General features: G+C 66.0%; 12 protein-coding genes. 9 read left to right on the forward strand and 3 right to left on the reverse strand.

What is annotated here, in order from left to right; all coding sequences use genetic code 11:
* The first annotated feature begins 6 nt into the window (after positions 1-6).
* Both AC5P6A_RS04835 and AC5P6A_RS04840 read left to right on the forward strand, forming a co-directional pair.
* On the forward strand, positions 7-984 hold the full coding sequence (locus AC5P6A_RS04835) for a DUF1852 domain-containing protein (RefSeq protein WP_111098471.1): 978 nt from the start codon (positions 7-9) through the stop codon (positions 982-984).
* A gap of 42 nt (positions 985-1,026) precedes the next feature.
* Positions 1,027-2,055, forward strand: coding sequence for a methionine synthase (locus tag AC5P6A_RS04840; protein WP_019659754.1), 1,029 nt, complete (start codon positions 1,027-1,029; stop codon positions 2,053-2,055).
* 740 nt (positions 2,056-2,795) lie between these two features.
* Here AC5P6A_RS04840 and AC5P6A_RS04845 read toward each other — a convergent pair.
* Positions 2,796-3,539: a FadR/GntR family transcriptional regulator gene (locus AC5P6A_RS04845; RefSeq protein WP_155029575.1), complete on the reverse strand. Its 744-nt coding sequence runs from the start codon at positions 3,537-3,539 to the stop codon at positions 2,796-2,798.
* A 102-nt stretch (positions 3,540-3,641) separates the two neighbouring features.
* The gene (locus tag AC5P6A_RS04850; protein ID WP_478436907.1) at positions 3,642-6,533 is read right to left on the reverse strand and encodes a TonB-dependent receptor; all 2,892 of its coding nucleotides are present in this window, start codon (positions 6,531-6,533) and stop codon (positions 3,642-3,644) included.
* Between the two features lie 241 nt (positions 6,534-6,774).
* Here AC5P6A_RS04850 and AC5P6A_RS04855 point away from each other — a divergent pair, with 241 nt between their 5' ends.
* The 7 genes from AC5P6A_RS04855 (at position 6,775) to AC5P6A_RS04885 (ending at position 15,776) form a co-directional block, all read left to right on the forward strand.
* The gene (locus AC5P6A_RS04855; protein WP_155029577.1) at positions 6,775-8,214 is read left to right on the forward strand and encodes a polysaccharide lyase 6 family protein; all 1,440 of its coding nucleotides are present in this window, start codon (positions 6,775-6,777) and stop codon (positions 8,212-8,214) included.
* The gene (locus AC5P6A_RS04860) at positions 8,211-10,439 is read left to right on the forward strand and encodes an oligoalginate lyase (RefSeq protein WP_188249882.1); all 2,229 of its coding nucleotides are present in this window, start codon (positions 8,211-8,213) and stop codon (positions 10,437-10,439) included. The genes AC5P6A_RS04855 and AC5P6A_RS04860 overlap by 4 nt, the downstream gene beginning before the upstream one ends.
* Positions 10,436-11,740, forward strand: a complete 1,305-nt coding sequence (locus AC5P6A_RS04865; RefSeq protein WP_346714848.1) for an MFS transporter — start codon at positions 10,436-10,438, stop codon at positions 11,738-11,740. Before AC5P6A_RS04860 ends, AC5P6A_RS04865 begins: the two co-directional genes overlap by 4 nt.
* Positions 11,741-11,800: 60 nt before the next feature.
* Entirely contained in the window at positions 11,801-12,553 is a 753-nt protein-coding gene (locus tag AC5P6A_RS04870) for an SDR family NAD(P)-dependent oxidoreductase (RefSeq protein ID WP_021202372.1), read from the forward strand.
* 14 nt (positions 12,554-12,567) lie between these two features.
* Positions 12,568-13,755 (forward strand): GDSL-type esterase/lipase family protein, encoded by a 1,188-nt coding sequence (locus AC5P6A_RS04875; RefSeq protein ID WP_346474225.1) that lies wholly within the window; start codon positions 12,568-12,570, stop codon positions 13,753-13,755.
* A gap of 10 nt (positions 13,756-13,765) precedes the next feature.
* The gene (locus AC5P6A_RS04880; RefSeq protein ID WP_346474224.1) at positions 13,766-14,785 is read left to right on the forward strand and encodes a sugar kinase; all 1,020 of its coding nucleotides are present in this window, start codon (positions 13,766-13,768) and stop codon (positions 14,783-14,785) included.
* 61 nt (positions 14,786-14,846) lie between these two features.
* Entirely contained in the window at positions 14,847-15,776 is a 930-nt protein-coding gene (locus AC5P6A_RS04885) for a DUF6708 domain-containing protein (protein WP_329841863.1), read from the forward strand.
* A gap of 4 nt (positions 15,777-15,780) precedes the next feature.
* Here the strand turns inward: AC5P6A_RS04885 and AC5P6A_RS04890 are convergent, their stop codons facing one another.
* Positions 15,781-17,355 carry a S15 peptidase family protein gene (locus tag AC5P6A_RS04890; RefSeq protein ID WP_346714849.1) on the reverse strand — a complete coding sequence of 525 codons (1,575 nt, stop codon included), beginning with the start codon at positions 17,353-17,355 and terminating at the stop codon, positions 15,781-15,783.
* Positions 17,356-17,930 lie beyond the last annotated feature (575 nt).

A 17,930-nucleotide genomic window follows, 5' to 3' on the forward strand; every position in this document is an offset into this window, starting at 1 on the left:
CCGCCCATGACGAACGACACCTTCACCTTCAGCATCACGCGCATCCCCTTCAACGAGGACTACCAGCCCGCCGAGGGCACGCGCATCACCACCAATTTCGCCAATCTGGCGCGCGGCGCTTCCCGGCGGGAAAACCTGCGCAACACCCTCAGCATGATCAACAACCGCTTCAACGACCTGGCGCACTGGGACAACCCGAGCGCCGATCGTTATGCCGTCGAGCTGGACATCATCTCGGTGGAGATGCACATCGACGGCGCCGACGGCAACGATCCGTTTCCGTTGATCGAGGTGCTGCAACCGACCATCGTCGACACGCGGACCGGCGCGCGTACCGAAGGCATCGTCGGCAACAATTTTTCGTCCTACGTGCGTGACTATGATTTCAGCGTGGTGCTGCCGGCCAGCAACGAGGGCAAGGCCACCTTCGGTCTTCCGGAAGGCTTTGGCGACCTGCACGGCAAGCTGTTCAAGCACTTCCTGGGATCGGACGCCTACCGCGCCAGCTTCCGCAAGGGGCCGGTGATCTGCATCAGCGTCTCCAGCAGCAGGACCTACCACCGCACCGAGAATCATCACCCCATCCTGGGCGTGGAGTACCGGCAGGGCGAGTTCTCCGCCACCGACCACTACTTCGACAAGATGGGCCTGCAGGTACGTTACTTCATGCCGCCGGGCAGCGTCGCGCCGCTGGCGTTCTACTTCCAGGGCGACCTGCTGGGCGACTACTCGAACCTGGAGCTGATCGGCACCATCAGCACGATGGAAGCGTTCCAGAAGATCTACCGCCCGGAGATCTACAACGCCAATTCCGTAGCCGGCAAGGTCTACCAGCCCAGCCTGAAGCACCAGGATTACTCGTCCACCCGCATCGTCTACGACCGCGAAGAGCGCAGCCAGCTGGCGGTCAAGCAGGGCCGGTTCACCGAAGAACACTTCATCAAGCCGTACCGCGCCGTGCTTGAGCAGTGGGCTGCGCGCTGATCCATCGATTTCCCCTTCGCATACCAGGACAACCCGACACCGATGAAGAAACTGCTCCCCACCTCCACCGCCGGCAGCCTGCCCAAGCCGTCCTGGCTGGCAGAACCCGAAAAGCTCTGGTCGCCCTGGAAGCTGCAGGACGAAGGCCTGGCTGAAGGCAAGCAGGATGCGCTGCGCCTGTCGCTGCAGGAACAGCAACACGCGGGCATCGACATCGTCAGCGACGGTGAGCAGACCCGGCAGCACTTCGTCACTACTTTCATCGAGCATCTCAGCGGCGTTGACTTCGAAAAGCGCGAAACCGTGCGCATCCGTAACCGCTACGATGCCAGCGTGCCCACCGTGGTCGGCGCCGTGAGCCGTCCGAAGCCGGTGTTCGTGGAGGATGCGAAGTTCCTGCGCCGCCAGACTGCGCAGCCGATCAAGTGGGCGCTGCCCGGCCCGATGACGATGATCGACACGCTGTACGACGCCCACTACAGGAGCCGGGAGAAGCTGGCCTGGGAGTTCGCGAAGATCCTCAACGAGGAAGCGAAGGAGCTGGAAGCGGCCGGCGTGGACATCATCCAGTTCGATGAGCCGGCCTTCAATGTGTTCTTCGACGAAGTGAACGACTGGGGCGTGGCCGCCCTGGAGCGCGCGATCGAAGGGCTGACGTGCGAGACAGCCGTGCACATCTGCTACGGTTACGGGATCAAGGCCAACACCGACTGGAAGCAGACGCTGGGATCGGAATGGCGCCAGTACGAGGAATCGTTCCCGAAACTGCAGGCCTCCAGCCTCGACATCATTTCGCTGGAATGCCATAACTCGCACGTGCCGATCGACCTGATCGAGCTGGTCCGTGGCAAGAAGGTGATGGTAGGCGCGATCGACGTGGCCTCGAGCGCGGTGGAAACACCGGAAGAAGTGGCCGACACCCTGCGCAGGGCGCTGCAGTTCGTGGATGCCGACAAGCTTTACCCCAGCACCAACTGCGGCATGGCGCCGCTGGCCCGCACCGTGGCCAGGGGCAAGCTGCGCGCGCTCAGCGAAGGGGCCAGGATCGTGCGTGAGGAGCTTTCGGCGTAGCGCTTGCCAGGGCTGTGGGCGTCCTGCCGGGTACCGACCACGCCTGACACGTTAACTGCCCCAAGGGCCTGGCAGGCTGCCGCGGTGCGAGCGCCTGCTTGATGCGTGCCACCTCCCCTGTCCCGGCCTCGGCCAGGCGGCGCGCCTGCTGGCGCTGCTCCCGTGTGAGCGGCCGCGGCCGCGCCGCGCCTGCCGAAGGCGCGGCGCCCACAAGACAGGCGACCGCGTCGCGCAGCCGCAACCGGGGGCAAAGCCGAGCCGCGCACCAGCGCTCGGCATAGCGCCGGGCTTGCCGCGCATTCACCGCGTGCACCCCCTTGGCCGGGGACATCCTGCGTGCATCCAGGTACACCTGGAAGCCGAGCACTGCGTGCGGGACGATGCTGGCCACGATGCGGCCGCTCCACCATAGATCCCAGCGCTCACCGCGTTGCACCCAGCCGGAGGACGCGGGGACTGCCGGGAGACCGCGAAGATCGGAGAAGGAATGCGTGCAGGAAGGGTACGGGCTGCCGTCGCAGGGAATGAGATTCGAAAGGGCACGTAGCCGCGGCCGTGAATCGTTCAATGGAAACGCAACGGTGCAGTATGATCGCTGCCCTCTCGGCACCGGCATGCATCATTGGCATGACACATCACCGGCGATCACCCGCGGCCATACTCAACGATGCAACAGCCATTACCCCCGGCGCTGGCCAGGTCGCGGCACGCAGACGCTCGGCCGGTGTCCGCTCCGTCGTTCAGATCCGCGTCGTGGCCAGGAACCGTTCACGATCCTGCTGCGTGCGCCGGCGGATCTCCTCCAGCGCCTGGCTTTCGGTCGCCTGCAGCATGGCCTCGAACAGGCGCTGGAAGTGATGGCGCATCGCATTGCGTGCGGCCACCGGATCACGTGCGCGCAATGCTTCGAAGATGGCCATGTGCTCGTCGGCACGGCTGGCGCCATCATCGTGGCAGACCCGGGCATAGACCTCGGTCACCCGCGGCAGTTCGCTGCGCATGCGCCAGATCTGCTGCACGAAAAATTCCACCACCGGATTGCCGGAAAGCCGTGCGATGGCCAGGTGGAAGCGGCGGTCGTACTCGCCGGCTTCCGCGTCGCTCAGGTCGCGACGGCACAGCGCTTCGGCCAACGCCTGAAGCTCGGCAATGCCGGCATCATCCAGATTGCTTGCCGCCAGAGCGGCGGCCTCGGCCTCGAATACCGCGCGGGCAGCGGTGAGGTCGAAGGCGCTGACATCCGGCAGCCCGCCGGACGCCTGCGTCGGGCGCGGCTTCACGTGCACGCCCGAACCGATACGGATTGCAATCCAGCCCTGTGCCTCCAGTGCAATCTCCGCTTCGCGGATGGTGACCCGGCTGACGCCAAACCGTTCGGCCAGCTCGCGCTCGCCCGGCAGCCGCGAGCCCGGCGGGAATTCGCCGTCCTCGATCAGCTTGCGGAGCTTGGCAGCGATGGTCTGGTAAAGGCGGTTGGCGGACATGCGGCTGACCCTTGGCGATTCCCTCCGGGTCCCTGCCCTGCCACCGCGGCCGGCGAGGGTCCGGTTGGAGCGACGGCGCGACCACTGGCCGCGCCGCCCTGTTCAGAACTTGTATCGTACACCGAAATACGCACGCCGCCCGTAGGTCACCACTTCGCGGAAGTTCCCATAAAGCGGCTGGTAGGCCACGCGCGGCTCGTTGGTCAGGTTCATCAACTCCAGCGACAGCGACAACTGCTTGTTCACCCGGTAGCGCAGGCGCAGGTCCACGCTGGTGTTGTCATCGTAGTAGCGGTTCTGCTGCGCGGTGTTGCCGGTGAAGTCCTGGTAGTAGTGCGAGCGGAACTTGCCGATGGCCTGGATGTTGAAGCGCCCGACGTCCCAGTAGATCGAGCCGGACAGGACGTGCCGCGAGAAGCCGCTGAGACCGGCCGGCGGCACGATCGCCGGAATGATCGTGCCATCACCGGCCAACTGCTCGCCCAGCCGTGAATCCTGGGTCTGGTAGTCGGCATCGGCATAGTTGTAGCTGACCTTGAAGCCCAGCCCGTCGAACGGCTTGGGCAGGTAAGACAGTCGATGGGTGGCGGTCAGCTCGAAGCCGGTCAGCGTGCTGTCCTCGTCGGTGGTTACCTGCTGCCGCACCGGCACGGTCACGCTCCGGCCGTCGATGGTGTAGGTCTCAGGCACCAGCGCGGTGGCGGTGCCGCCGTTGAACTGCTTCCAGTACACCGCGCCGGCCAGCATCGTGTCCGGGTTCGGGTACCACTCCAGGGAGAGGTCACCGTTCCAGGACATCAGCGGCTGCGCAGCGGGGTTGCCGCTGGCACTGATGTCATCCAGCGCGTCGGCCAGATTGCCGTAGGTGGCATCACTACTGACGTTGATGGTGCGCCCGGCGCCCAGCGCGGCGATGTCCGGCCGTGACATAGCGCGGTATGCACCGACCCGCAGCAGTACGTCCGGGCGCAGTTCGAAGGCCGCGTTGAGGCTGGGCAGCAGCTTGTCGTTGCCCGCCTTGAACACCTGCGTGCTGTACGCACCGGTGGGTTGCAGGCGGATCGTGCCGTCACCGTTGTCCTCGATACGCAGCCCCGTACGCACGCCTTCGGAGCGAACGTCGGTCTTGACCCAGCGCAGGCCCAGGTTGCCGGTCACCGGCAAGCCGAACAGGCTGCTGCTGAACTCACCCATCAGATAGAGCGCGCGTGTCTTCTCGGTGATATCGACATTGTTCGGATCCTGGAAACCCGGATCCAACCCACTGTCGAGGCTGCCACGGAACGACTGGTACAGGCAGTCCGGATCGAAGTACGCCCACGAGGAGATCGTGTTGCCGCTGGCGGCATCCATGAAGTCATCCTGCGGGAACGGCGCACGGCAGGCCTGGTTGGCGGCGATGATCTTCGCCTTGTCGGCCGCCACGCGCTGGTCGTAGTCGGTTACCAGGGTGTTGTCGCGCAGGCGGTAGTCGGCCTGGCTGGCACGCACGCCGCCCTTGATGCGGGTGAAGAAACCGGACTCGGGCATGAAGCTGGCATCGAAGCGGCCGGCCTTGATCCTGTGGTCGTTCTCCGTTGCGCTGGACGTGACGCGCGCCGCGCCGGTGTAGGCGTCCCAGTTGTTGGGGTCGAAGTTCGGCGCCAGCGCAACACTGGGCACTTCGCCGCGCCAGTCCCAGTCATAGTCCACGTAGCCGGTGGCACCACTGCTGATGCCCGGCACGATGGCATTGGTGACGTCGCGCTGGTTGGCGCGCAGGCGGGTCATGCGCTCGCTGTCGAGGCGATTGGTGTGCGAGTACGAAAGATCGGTGGACAGTTCCCAGGCCGGGGTCGGTCGCAGGATCAGGTTCAGGCCACCCCCGGTGTATTCCTCGCCACGCCAGTAGCGGTTTGAGGTGGAATCAATCGAGGTGCTGCCATGCAGGTGGCGCACGATGCCGTCCTCGTCCACCTCGCGCCGGGTGATGCCACGGCGGGCGTTGGACAGGCTCAGGTCGCTGCGGTTCTCGTACCAGTTGCGCTCGGTGTGTTCGAAGTCGAGGTTCACTTCAACCACGTCATTGGGCCGCCACTGCAATGCGGCGAACTCGCTCTGCCGGTCGTTGCGCTCCTGCTTGAGCCGGTAGATGCGGCTGCTGGGCACCAGGTAATAAGGTGCGCCGTTGGCGATGGCCTGCGCGGACACTTCATTGCAGTTGGCATTGCTCACGTTCTGCGTGCCATCGCAGGCATACCAGGTGGAACCGCTGGTGATGCTCTCTTCCGGGTCGGTGCCATCCAGGCGCTGGAAGCCCAGCGAGATGCCCAGCTTCTGCCCGTTGCCGAACTCGAACTGGTCGATGTAGCTGGCGGTGCCGCGATAGCCGATGCCGTCGTCGTCGCGGTACTTCTTGTCATACTCGGCCCAGCTGCCGCGCAGGTTCAGCTGCGCCGCACGCTTGCCGTACTCCAGTGGGCGCACTGTTTCCAGGCCGATGGTGCCAGCCACGCCGCCTTCGATGATGTCGGCGCGCTGGGTCTTGTAGATGGCCACCGTATTGATCAGCTCGGCGGGGAACATGTTGAAGTTCACCGAGCGGTCGCCGCTGCCGTTGGTGATCTCGCGGCCATTGAAGTTGGTGCTGCTGAGGAAGGCCCCCAGGCCACGGATGGAGATTTCCGAGGCGCCGGTCTTGTCGCGGGTCGAAGCGGCGCCGGTCAGGGTCTCGATCGCATCGGCCAGCGATGGCGCCGGCAGGTCGCCGATGTCATCGGCCGAGAGCACGTCGGCAATGACGGTGTCGTCGCGCTTCTTGTTGATCGAACTCTGCATCGATTCGCGGATGCCGGTGACCTGCACCTGGTCCAGCGTGGTGGGATCCTGCCCTGCCGCGTCCTTGCCGGATTGCGCGTGGGCAGCGGGCAGGCCAGCCAATGCGGCAAGCAGCGCCACGATCAGGGGTGTAGGGGACAACGAGATGCTGTGCACTGCTCCGGCGGGTCGCCGCATGGTTTCCTCCTCCCAAAGGATCGCCTGCATGCCAGGCGTGGGACGCAGCTTCGGCACGGCGACATGAAAATGTCAACCAATTGGTATGCGATTGTTCAAATGCCTTTGATCCATACCAGTTGATCGCAATTTAATGTGCTTCTGCAGCATGACTTTGCGCGAAAGCTGGCTTACAACAGACCCGAAAGTGGTATGCAGACCCACCCTGAAACGACGGCCGGGCCGTCCCTGGAAGGATTTCATGCGCATTCACTCGCTGGCGCGTCACCGATCCAATGGTTCATGGCTGTTTTGCCTGACCACTGGTCTGGCAATGTGCCTGACCACTCCAGCAGCAAGTGCAGCCAGCTGGCTCGTCCACGATGTCGCGGAGTTCGCTACCGCCGCCTCGGCGCTGCAGCCCGGCGATGAGATCGTGCTGGCTGACGGCACCTGGACCGACGCCCGGCTGCTGCTGAAGGGCCAGGGCACGGCGGATGCCCCGATCGTGCTGCGCGCGCAGACCGCCGGCAAGGTCATCTTCAGCGGGCGCTCGGACCTGCGCCTGGCGGGGAGCTACTTGCAGGTGTCCAACCTGGTGTTCCGCAGCGGCTATGCGCCGGGTGATGCGGTGGTGGCGTTCCGCGAATCCAGCAAGGCGGTGGCCAGCCACAGCCGGGTGACCGGCCTGGTGATCGACGACTACACCACCCCCGATGCCAGCGACCAGGACTACTGGGTGTCGCTGTATGGCAGCCACAATCGGTTGGACCACAGCCAGCTGCGCGGCAAGACCAATGCGGGACCCACAGTCGTGGTGGTGCGCGATGCAACCCAGGGCCTGGACAACCAGCACCGCATCGACCACAACTGGTTCGGGCCGCGCCCGGCGCTGGGCGTCAATGGCGGCGAAACCCTCCGCGTCGGCACCAGCGACAGCTCACTGAGCGATTCCAACAGCACGGTGGAGAACAACTGGTTCGAAGGCTGCGACGGCGAGACCGAGATCATCAGCAACAAGTCCGGCGGCAACACCTACCGCGGCAACGTGTTCTATCGTTCCGCCGGCGCACTCACCCTGCGCCACGGCAACGGCAACCGGGTGATCGACAATGTCTTCCTCGGCGATGACAAGGCCGGCACCGGCGGCGTACGCATCATCAACGCCGACCAGACCGTCAGCAACAACTACTTTGAACGGCTGGCCGGGTCCAGCAACCGTTCGGCACTGGCGGTGATGGATGCGCAGGCCAATCCGCCGCTGTCCGGCTATGCGCCGGTGGTGAATGCCACGATCAGCCGCAACACCTTCGTGGACGTGGCGAAGATCAGTTTCGGCGTCGGCCATGATGAGGCGAAGGGCATCGTGGTGGCCGCCAGCAACAGCCGCTTCACCGGCAACCTGATCGTCAACCGCGACAACCGGAATCCGCCCACTGCCGCCAGTTCGCTGGCCGGCATCGACTTCAGCGGCAACGTGCAGTCGCCGGCAGCCAGCGCCGTGTTCCCGGGGGGCATAGAGGGCCGTGGCGTCAGCCTGCAGCAGGCTGCCAGCGGACTGTGGGTGGCCACGTCTGCCCTGCCCGCCGTGGGCGCCGATCCTGCCCTGGCGATGACCGCGCGCGAGGCGACCGGCGTCGCCTGGTATCCCAAGGTGGGCGAAGTTGCCCTGTCACGCACCCGCAATGGAGTTGATCGATGAGGTTGCAGCCGCTGTTCGTTTCCTTGGCTTTGGCCGCCCCCTTCGCCCTGCTGCCGAGCGCATCGCTGTTCGCAGCCCCCACTGCTGCCGTGCGACAGGCCGAAGCCGCGCCGGTGCTGGTCACCGCCGCACAATGGCAGCAGATGGCCAGCGAAGGCCGCCGCTACCCGTGGTTTGCCAAAGAGCAGGCACGCACCGAGGCAACGCTGAAGAAGATGATGAAGGCCGGTATCGACGTGCCGGTACCCAAGGACAAGGGCGGCGGGCGCACCCATGAACAGCACAAGCGCAACTACCAGGCGCTGCTGGCGGCGGGCACGCTGTACCGGCTGACCGGCGACAGGGCCTACGTGGACTATGCGCGCGACATGCTGCTGCAGTATGCCCAGCTCTACCCGACGCTGGGCCCGCACCCGGAAGGCCGTGGGCAGATCCCCGGGCGCGTGTTCTGGCAGGTGCTCAACGATTCGGTATGGCTGGTCAACGCCATCCAGGGCTACGACGCGATCCGCGACGCGCTGTCCGCCAACGACCGCAACACCATCGAATCGAAGGTGTTCCGGCCAATGGCCGAGTTCCTCGTCAGCGAGCCGAAGAACTACGACCAGATCCACAACCACGCCACCTGGGCGGTGGCCGCCACCGGCATGACCGGCTACGTGCTGCGTGACCCTGAGCTGGTGGAGAAATCCCTGCGCGGCAGCCGGAAGGACGATCAATTCGGCTTTCTTCGGCAGATCGACCTGCTGTTCTCGCCCGATGGTTACTACGAGGAAGGCCCCTACTACCAGCGCTATGCACTGGCGCCGTTCCTGCTGTTCGCCAATGCCATCGAACGCAACGAACCGCAGCGGAAGATCTTCGCGCGCCGCGACGGCGTGCTGTTGAAGGCCGTGGATGTGCTGGTGCAGTCCAGCTACAACGGCTTGTTCTTCCCGATCAACGACGCCATCCTGGACAAGGGCATCGACACCGAAGAGCTGGTGGCCGGCATCGGCATCGCCTATGCGCGTACCGGTGATGACCGCCTGCTGTCCGTGGCCCAGCAGCAGAAGCGCCTGCTGTTGTCGCCCGAGGGCCTGCAGGTGGCGCAGGCGCTGGCGGCGAACAAGACCAGGCCCTTCGACTATCGGCCGATGCTGCTGCGCGATGGCCCCGACGGCGATCGCGGCGGCCTGGCGATCCTGCGCATGAACGGCGAACGCGGCCAGGCGCTGGTGCAGAAGGACACGATGCAGGGCATGGGTCATGGCCACTTCGACAAGCTCAACTGGCTGTTCTACGACAACGGCAATCCAGTGGTGACCGACTACGGCGCGGCCCGCTTCCTCAACGTGGAAGCCAAGCGCGGCGGCATCTACCTGGCCGAGAACCGCAGTTGGGCCAAGCAGACCGTGGCGCACAACACCCTGGTGGTGGACGAGCAGAGCCACTTCAAGGGCGACTGGAAACGCGGCGAGGAACACGCGCCGCAGGTGCGCTTCTTCCAGGCCGATGCCGATACCCAGATTGCCTCGGCAACGATGCGCGACGCCTACCCCGGCGTGGTGTTCACCCGCACCCAGGCGCTGCTGCGCCATCCCGACCTGGGCCTGCCGGTCGCGCTGGACCTGCTGCAGGTGCACGGCGGCAAGGCCGCGCGCTACGACCTGCCGCTGCACTTCAACGGCCACATCGTCACCACCGGCTTCGAAGCCGAACACTTCCCCGCCCAGCGCCCGGTGCTGGGCAAGGACAACGGCTACCAGCACCTGTGGCTGGATGCACGCAGCAAACCCGGCAGCGAGCCGCGGTCGCTGGCATGGCTGCTGGACGGGCGCTTCTACACCTACCGCTTCGGCAGCAGTGCGCCGGCACAGGCGCTGCTGGTGGAAAGCGGCGCGAACGATCCGGAATTCAACCTGCGCCGCGAACCGGCCCTGCTGCAGCGCGTGGACGGACAAAAGGACGTGACCTTCTTCAGCGTGCTGGAGCCGCACGGCGAGTACAACGGCACCGCCGAATACGTGCACGGCGCGGACAGCCGCATCAAGGACATCGTGCGCAGCCGGGGCAACGATGCCGAGGTGATCGAGCTGCGCCTGGCCAGCGGTGCACGAATCGCCCTCGGCGTGGCCGACGACAGCAGCGCCAAGGGCGAGCACAGCGTGAGCGTGGACGGCCATGCCTACCGCTGGAGCGGCAGCCATGCACGCATGGACCGCAGCAAGGTTGACGGCAAATGAACGGCCCTGCGGTGGTGGCCAACCTGCGCAAGGTGCCGGTACGGTCGGCCGTGCGCTGGCTGATCGTGGGCCTGATCGCCGTGGCCACGGTGATCAACTACATCGACCGCAACGCACTGGCGGTAATGTGGCCGGAAATCGCCAGGGAAGTGGGCGCGACCAAGGATGACTACGCCCTGCTGGTGACGGTGTTCATGCTGTTCTACGCCGCTGGCCAGTTCCTGTTCGGGCGCCTGTTCGACATGATCGGCACGCGCCTGGGTTTCGCCCTGTCGATCAGCGTGTGGTCGATCTCCATCGCCCTGCACGCGATCACCCATTCGATGCTCTCCTTCAGCCTGGTGCGGGCGATGCTCGGCATCAGCGAAGCCGGGGCGTGGCCGGGCGCGGTCAAGGCCAATGCCGAGTGGTTCCCGGCGCGCGAGCGCGCATTGGCGCAAGGCGTGTTCAACGCCGGCGCGTCGATCGGCGCGATCGTTTCCGCGCCGGCCATCGCCGGCCTCTACCTGTGGCTGGGCTGGCGCGGTACCTTCGTGCTGGTCGGTGCCATAGGTTTTCTGTGGCTGCTGCCGTGGCTGTTTGTCTACCGCGCCGGGCCGGACAAACACCCATGGGTGAGCGATGCCGAGCGCCGGCTGATCCAGGAAGACCAGGCCGGGCAACAGGCGGTGGTGGCGCCGAAGGCCAGCGTACGTTCGCTGCTGGCCCATCGGCAGAGCTGGGGCATGCTGGCCTGCCGCTTCCTGCTCGACCCGATCTGGTGGCTGTTCGTGTCCTGGCTGCCGATCTATCTGGCTGAAACCTTCGGCTTCGACATCAAGCAGATCGGCCTGTTCGCCTGGGTGCCGTTTGTCGGCGCGATGCTGGGCAGCCTCAGCGGTGGTTGGCTGTCCGGGCGGATGATCCGCGCCGGGCACAGCGTGGACCGCGCCCGCAAGCTGTCCATAACGCTGGGCTGCGTGGTCATGGCTCCTGCCCTGCTGGGTGCCGTGCTGGCCAACCAGCCGCTGCTGGCGGTGCTGGCAATCGCTGCGGTGCTGTTCGGCTTCCAGGTGGCCATCGGCAACGTCCAGACCCTGCCGGGCGACCTGTTCGACGGCCGCTCGGTGGGCACGCTGGCAGGCCTGGGTGGCCTGGCCGCCGTGGCCGGCACCTTGATCACCACCTGGCTGGTGCCGGTGCTGACCCGCCACTCCTATGCGCCGATCTTCATCCTCGTCGCCGCCCTGGTGCCGCTGTCGCTGGCCGCGCTGTGGTGGTGGACCGGCCCGATCCACAAGCTCGACCGCCGCGCCGGCTGAGCCTGGGTCTCCTTCTTTTCCAAGTACGTCCATTCCCCCGCAAACCAAGGAGTTTTCCGCATGTCGTTCCAGGACAAGGTGGCCATTGTCACCGGCGGTGGCCGCGATATCGGTCGCGCCGTTTCGATCAAGCTGGCTGCCGCCGGTGCACGCGTCTGCATCAACTACGCCAATGATGAAGCCAGTGCCCAGGAAACGCTGGCACAGATCCGTGCGGCCGGTGGCCAGGCCATCGTGCACCGTGCCGACGTCACCGACGCCACGGCCGTCGCCGGCCTGGTCGCTGCGGCACAGGCCGCGTTCGGCGAGCGCATCGACCTGCTGGTGAACGTGGCCGGTGGCATGGTGCAGCGCCGGCCGCTGGCCGACATCGACCCGGCGTTCTTCCACACCGTGATGGACCTGAACCTCACCTCGACCTACCTGACCACGCACGCGGTGGTGCCGCACATGCGCGAAGGCGCGGCCATCGTCAACTTCGCCTCGCAGGCCGGTCGTGATGGTGGCGGCCCGGGCGCATCGATCTACGCCACCGCCAAGGCGGCGGTGATGACCTTCACCCGCGCCATGGCCAAGGAGCTGGGGCCGAAGGGTATCCGGGTGAACGCACTGTGCTGCGGCATGATCGCCACCCGCTTCCACGATGAATTCACCAAGCCGGAAGTACGCACGGCCGTTGCCGGCGCCACCCCGTTGCGCCGCCAGGGTGCGCCGGACGAAGCCGCTGACGCCGCTGTATTCCTGGCCTCGGATGCGGCGGCGTTCATTACCGGTGCGAATCTGGACGTCAACGGCGGCACCTACTTCTCCTGACTGGAATCCTGCCCATGCAGCGCTGGACACTTCTGTTTTCATTGACGCTCTGCTCCGCCATGACGGCGCCCGCTGCATGGGCCGCACCCGTGTGGGTCACTGCCTGGACGGCCGCGCCCGCGCCCGACCGCAAGGACGGAACGTCCGATGCGCCGGTTCAGTTCGCCGCGCAGACCGTGCGCCAGGACATGCGTGTCGGCAGCCGTGGCGATGCGCTGCGGCTGCGCATCAGCAACGAGCTCGGCACGGCGCCGCTGCGGGTCGAGGACCTGCGCGTGGGAGTGAAGAACGGCAAGGCCGCACCGCTGCCGGTAACGGTGGATGGCCGCGCGATCATCGAGGTACCGGTCGGAGCCGCGCTGCTGAGCGACCCGGTGCGGATGCCGGTGGCGGCGCTGCAGGAGATCAGCGTGAGTGCCTATTTCCCGCAGCCCACCCGCCCCGCCGTGCGCCGCACCGAGCTGCGGGTCGCAGATGGCAGGCAGACAGCCGTCGCCGACAGCGTGCGGCTGAGCTACCAGCAGAACGTGTTCTCGGCAGTGATGGTGCAGCGTGATGATCGTCCCCAGGTAATCGTGGCGCTGGGCGATTCCATCACGGAAGGCGCCACCGCACGTCGCGGCACCTTCAACCAGTGGCCGGAGCGATTGGCGCAGCGCCTGCAGCAAGCCTGCCCGAACCGGTTCGTGGTACTCAACCAGGGCATCAGCGGCAACAAACTGCTTGACCATGGCCGCAGCCACAGTGCGCTGTCTCGATTGGATCGCGATGTGATCGCCGTGGCCGATGCCGATCAGGTGATCCTGTTCGAAGGCATCAATGACATCCGCCACGGCGGTGGCGCGCAGCCGCTGCCTGGACGCAGTGCGGCGGACATGCTGCTGGGCTATCAACAGGTTGCGGCGCGGCTGCATGCGCACGGCATCCGCGCTTGGCTGGGTACGTTGACCCCGTTCGGCGGTTCCGAGCGCTACGAGCCCGTGTCCGCCGCCACCCGCATCACGATCAACCAGTGGGCACGCGGTGGGCAGACCGGGTTCGATGGCATCATCGATTTCGATGCCGCCCTGCGTGATCCGAAAGCGGCGGAATCGTTGCCCAACGACATCACCCGCGACCATCTGCATCCCAACGACGAAGGCTACCGGCGCATGGCCGATGCGATCGATCTGCGCATGCTGGGCTGCACCGCCACCGACTGAGAGAGAACCGATGAGCCGCGTCGTTTGTTTCGGTGAATTACTGCTGCGCCTGGGCGCACCCGGTCGTGAACTGCTGCTGCAGACGCCACAGCTGCAGGTCCATGTGGGGGGCGCCGAGGCCAACGTGGCGGTCTCGCTGGCCTGCCTGGGCCACGATGTGCAGATGGTCAGCACAGTACCCGGCAACGCGCTGGGCCGGCATGCCGTGGCCGAGCTGCGGCGGCATGGCGTGGGCGTGGCCGGCGTGCGTGAAGTGGAGGGTGACCGCATGGGCCTGTACTTCCTGGCCACCGGTGCGGTGCAGCGCGCCACTGAAGTGGTGTATGACCGGGCGGGTTCTGCATTCGCAAACAGCAGTGTCAAGGATCATGCGTGGCCCACTCTGCTGTCCAGCGCGCACCTGCTGCATGTCTCGGGCGTGAGTCCGGCGCTGGGCGCCAACGTGGCCGAGTCGGTGCGGGGGGCCGTGCGTGCGGCTCGTGCGGCCGGCGTCCAGGTGTCCTTCGACGGCAATTACCGTCCCTCACTGTGGCGACGCTGGGGTGGCGACGCAGCGGTGATGCTGCGTGAGATCTTCGCCGAGGCCGACATTGCGTTTGCCGATCATCGGGACATCGAACTGGTGCTGGGGCTGCACTTTCCGCAGGACGATGCGGTCGCTCGGACCGAAGCCGCTGCGGCCGCTGCCTTTGCCGCGTTCCCGCACCTGCGGTGGCTGGCCTGCACCCAGCGCGAGGTGATCAGCGCCGACCATCACGTGCTCGGCGCGCTGCTGCTGGGACGCGATGGAACCCGCGCGCAGGCCGCTCCGAGGCCGCTGCCCGGCATCGTTGATCGCATCGGCGGTGGCGATGCCTTTGCCGCCGGCATCCTGCACGGATTGCTGTCCGGGCTGGACGCAGAAAGCACCGTGCGCTTCGGACTGGCCGCGGGCGCGTTGAAGCACGCCATTCACGGCGACTTCAGCCCTGCTCGCGAAGCTGAAGTCGGGGCACTGATGGAGAGCCACCCGTTCGACGTTCGTCGCTGATCTTGCCCCGGGAGAATCCCGCTAGAATCCAACGGGCGCTGGAATCGCGCAGGGATCGCCCATGGATTACACCGGATACACGCGCAAGTTTCCCAACAACCGCCCGCTGAATGCGTTTGAACGCGAGCACCGCCTGCTGCAGAAGAAGCGGCTGGATGTCGTGCCGTTGGCGCAGCTGTGCGTGGTGAAGATGAATTCGAACGTCCTGGTTTCGGTGGATCGCTGGTTCGCCGCGCGTGGCTTTGCAGCCCTGCTGGGCGCGATCGGCATTGCCTTTGGGCTGGGCGGCATGCTGATGCTGCTCTGGTCGCTGGTCGTGAACAGGCTACCCAACGAAAACGGCCTGTGGGAGGCGATATTCATCGGCATGGCGATGCTGGCCGCCTTCACTGCAGCGAGCATCTGGGTGGCTTGCCTCGAGCTGTTCCGCTGGACCTACTATCCGATCGCGCTCGATCGCAAGCACCGGCAGATACACGTGTTCCGGCTGGATGGCACCACCCTCAGCGTGCCCTGGGACCGGGTCCATTTCACGCTGGGCCGCGGAACCGGAACCTTCGGATGGTACAACTGGGATGTCCGCGGACTGATCCTGGACGCGAATGGCGTGACAGTACGGGAGACGTTCGCGTTCTGCATCGCGACCTCCCGCATCGAGAACGCGCATGCCCACTGGGAATTCCTGCGGCGCTACATGGAAGAAGGACCGGCAGCCGTCGTGGACGCGGTGCACTGCTGCATGCCGCTGGACGGCAAGCGCGAGAGCTTCGCGTCCGGCAAGGAGCGCATCTTCGCCGAAGACGCGCAGCTCCCGGGTTTCATGTGGCTCACGATGCTGCCACTCAACTACCTGCACACGATCATGCGCTGGGTGGTGATGCAGACCAGCAGGATTCCGCGGTTTCCACCGGACATCGAGGCGCGCCTGACACCGGACGCCGGTGATCCCTGTGTCCGCGACGCTTCGATGAATCCACCGGACCTGCGATGACCCATCAGTGCAAAGGCAGCTTCAGTACCGACGGCGCGTTCGCCGGTGAACTGAAGGTTACCGTGCCACCCAACTGGCTGATGCCCGCATAACGCAGGTCCACCGTGTCCACCACCAGGGTCAGGCGAGTGCCGGCCGGCACCTCCCAGCTGCTGGCCTCCAGCCGCAGGTCGATGGTCTTCGCCTGCCCCGGCGTGGCACCCCGCAGCGTATAGGGCTTGTGACTGATCAGCTGGCCATTGCCCAGCGCGTCCTCGGCATAGAGATAGGCATACAACGTGGTGTCGGCGCGGCTTGGCGTGACCGTCATCCGCACTTCCGGCGCGCCATCCAGACGGCGCGCACTCCAGTAGATTGGCCCTTGCCAGACTCCCGCGGCGTTGCGTCCGACGAACGGCACATACGCGCCCGGTGGCAGGTTGATCATCTGCAGCGCGCCGGACGCCATCACCACGCCGGAGTTGGCAGCCGTCAGCAGGCCGCTGCCGATGCGGTAGCTCCAGCCGGTGCCGCCACCGTTCGCCACCAGTCCACCGGTGGGTTGCAACAGCCCGCTCGGCGCGGTCAGCCCGTAGCTGACCGCGCCCGTCCGGGTAGCCTGCCAGTCCGGATAGTAGCTCCAGCTGCCCTTCTGCGACTTCAGCTGCACCGTCGCCTGGCGGTCGATTCCATTGGTCACCCCCTTCAGGTAGTGGTCGAACCAGTCGCCCGCGGCGGCATACACCTCATTGGGAATACCGAAAGCGCCAAGGGCCTCGTTGAGGGCGTGGTCGCCATGGCGCAGCTGCAGCTGCTTGGGGCCCTTCAAACGGTTGAAGAAGTCCACCAGCTGGCCCGGCGGGAACAGGCTGTCGTTGAAGGCGTTGGCCAGGAATACCGCTGGCTGGTTGGCGTTGATCTCATCGATGCTGGACCCGGGGCTGCGCTGCGCCGCCACCGGCAGCAGCGAGTCCACCGCGCCCTGGTAGTTGCCGACCAGCACATTGCGATTGATGGTGGACAGCTCCGGTCCCGGGCGACCGGTGGCCAGGCCCGCGGCAACCAGCAGCGCGATGCCCTGCGCGCTGGGGGTGTCGTTGCTGTACAGCGAGGCCTGCAGGTCGGCCCAGCCGCTCAGTGCAGCCACTGCCTTGATGCGCGGATCGCGTGCCGCCGCCAGCAGACTGGTGCCGGCCCCGTAGGAGATGCCCGATACGCCGATTCGTGACGGGTCGGCGCGAGTGTTGTCCAGCGCCCAGTCAATCAGCGCACTGACGTCCTCGACCGTGGCCGGCCCGGCGATGTCGATGCTGCCGCCGGACTCCCAGACGCCACGCGAACTATAGCTGATGACCACATAGCCGCGCCGGGCCAGTGACTGCGCCACGCCCACGTATTCCACGCTGGGCACCGCCCAGCTGCTGGGCATCACCAGCAAGGGATACAGCCCGCTGCCCGCGTCCTGCGGTTCGATGACGAAAGCCCCGAGAGGCGTTCCATCCCAGCTGGGAATGGTGCGATGGGTGGTCTTGACCGTGGCCGCCCAGGCGGTGGGCGCCAGCCCGGTCAGCAGGATCAACAGCAGCACTACCTTGCGCATCGTGGTCTCTCCCCGTCGGTGGTGGTGCAACGGATCGGACCGTACCAGTGCGAATGGTGGGTGGCACCTTGCGACGCAGCATGGCGCTTTCGAACCCGGCGCCCGGCTGGATCGATGCAGGACCACATTCAGGCGCGGTGGATCACCCACGCCACCAGGCCTGCAAGTGGCATCAATGCAAGTGTGCCAACGACGCCCAGGCATCCGGACGCCCCGCGGTGCGGCGCGGAAGCCTGTGGATGCGATCGCAGCCAAGCGGCATGACAGGCCCTGCAGTAGAAGCGCTGCTTCCCGGCGCGCCAAGCGCCACGGGTACGTTCGTCATGGAGGGCGGCGTTGCCGCAGCGCCCACACTTGAAACTGCGATGTGGCGGGCGTCTGTGCCGACGCAGCGCAGCCACGATTGCAACCCCGATCAGCGCAGCAGCAGCGCCCCCTGCAAGCAGTTCACTGTTGATCATTCGCCTTGCTCGATCCTGCGGTTTCCGGTCCTGCTGCGCAGGATATCGAGTCGTACACCCCCTGCGCTACGACGCCCTAGCACGCGCGCATGTCACCCACGCCCCGTGTGATCT

It is taken from the genome of Stenotrophomonas sp. YJH_SMC_20, from assembly GCF_059367845.1.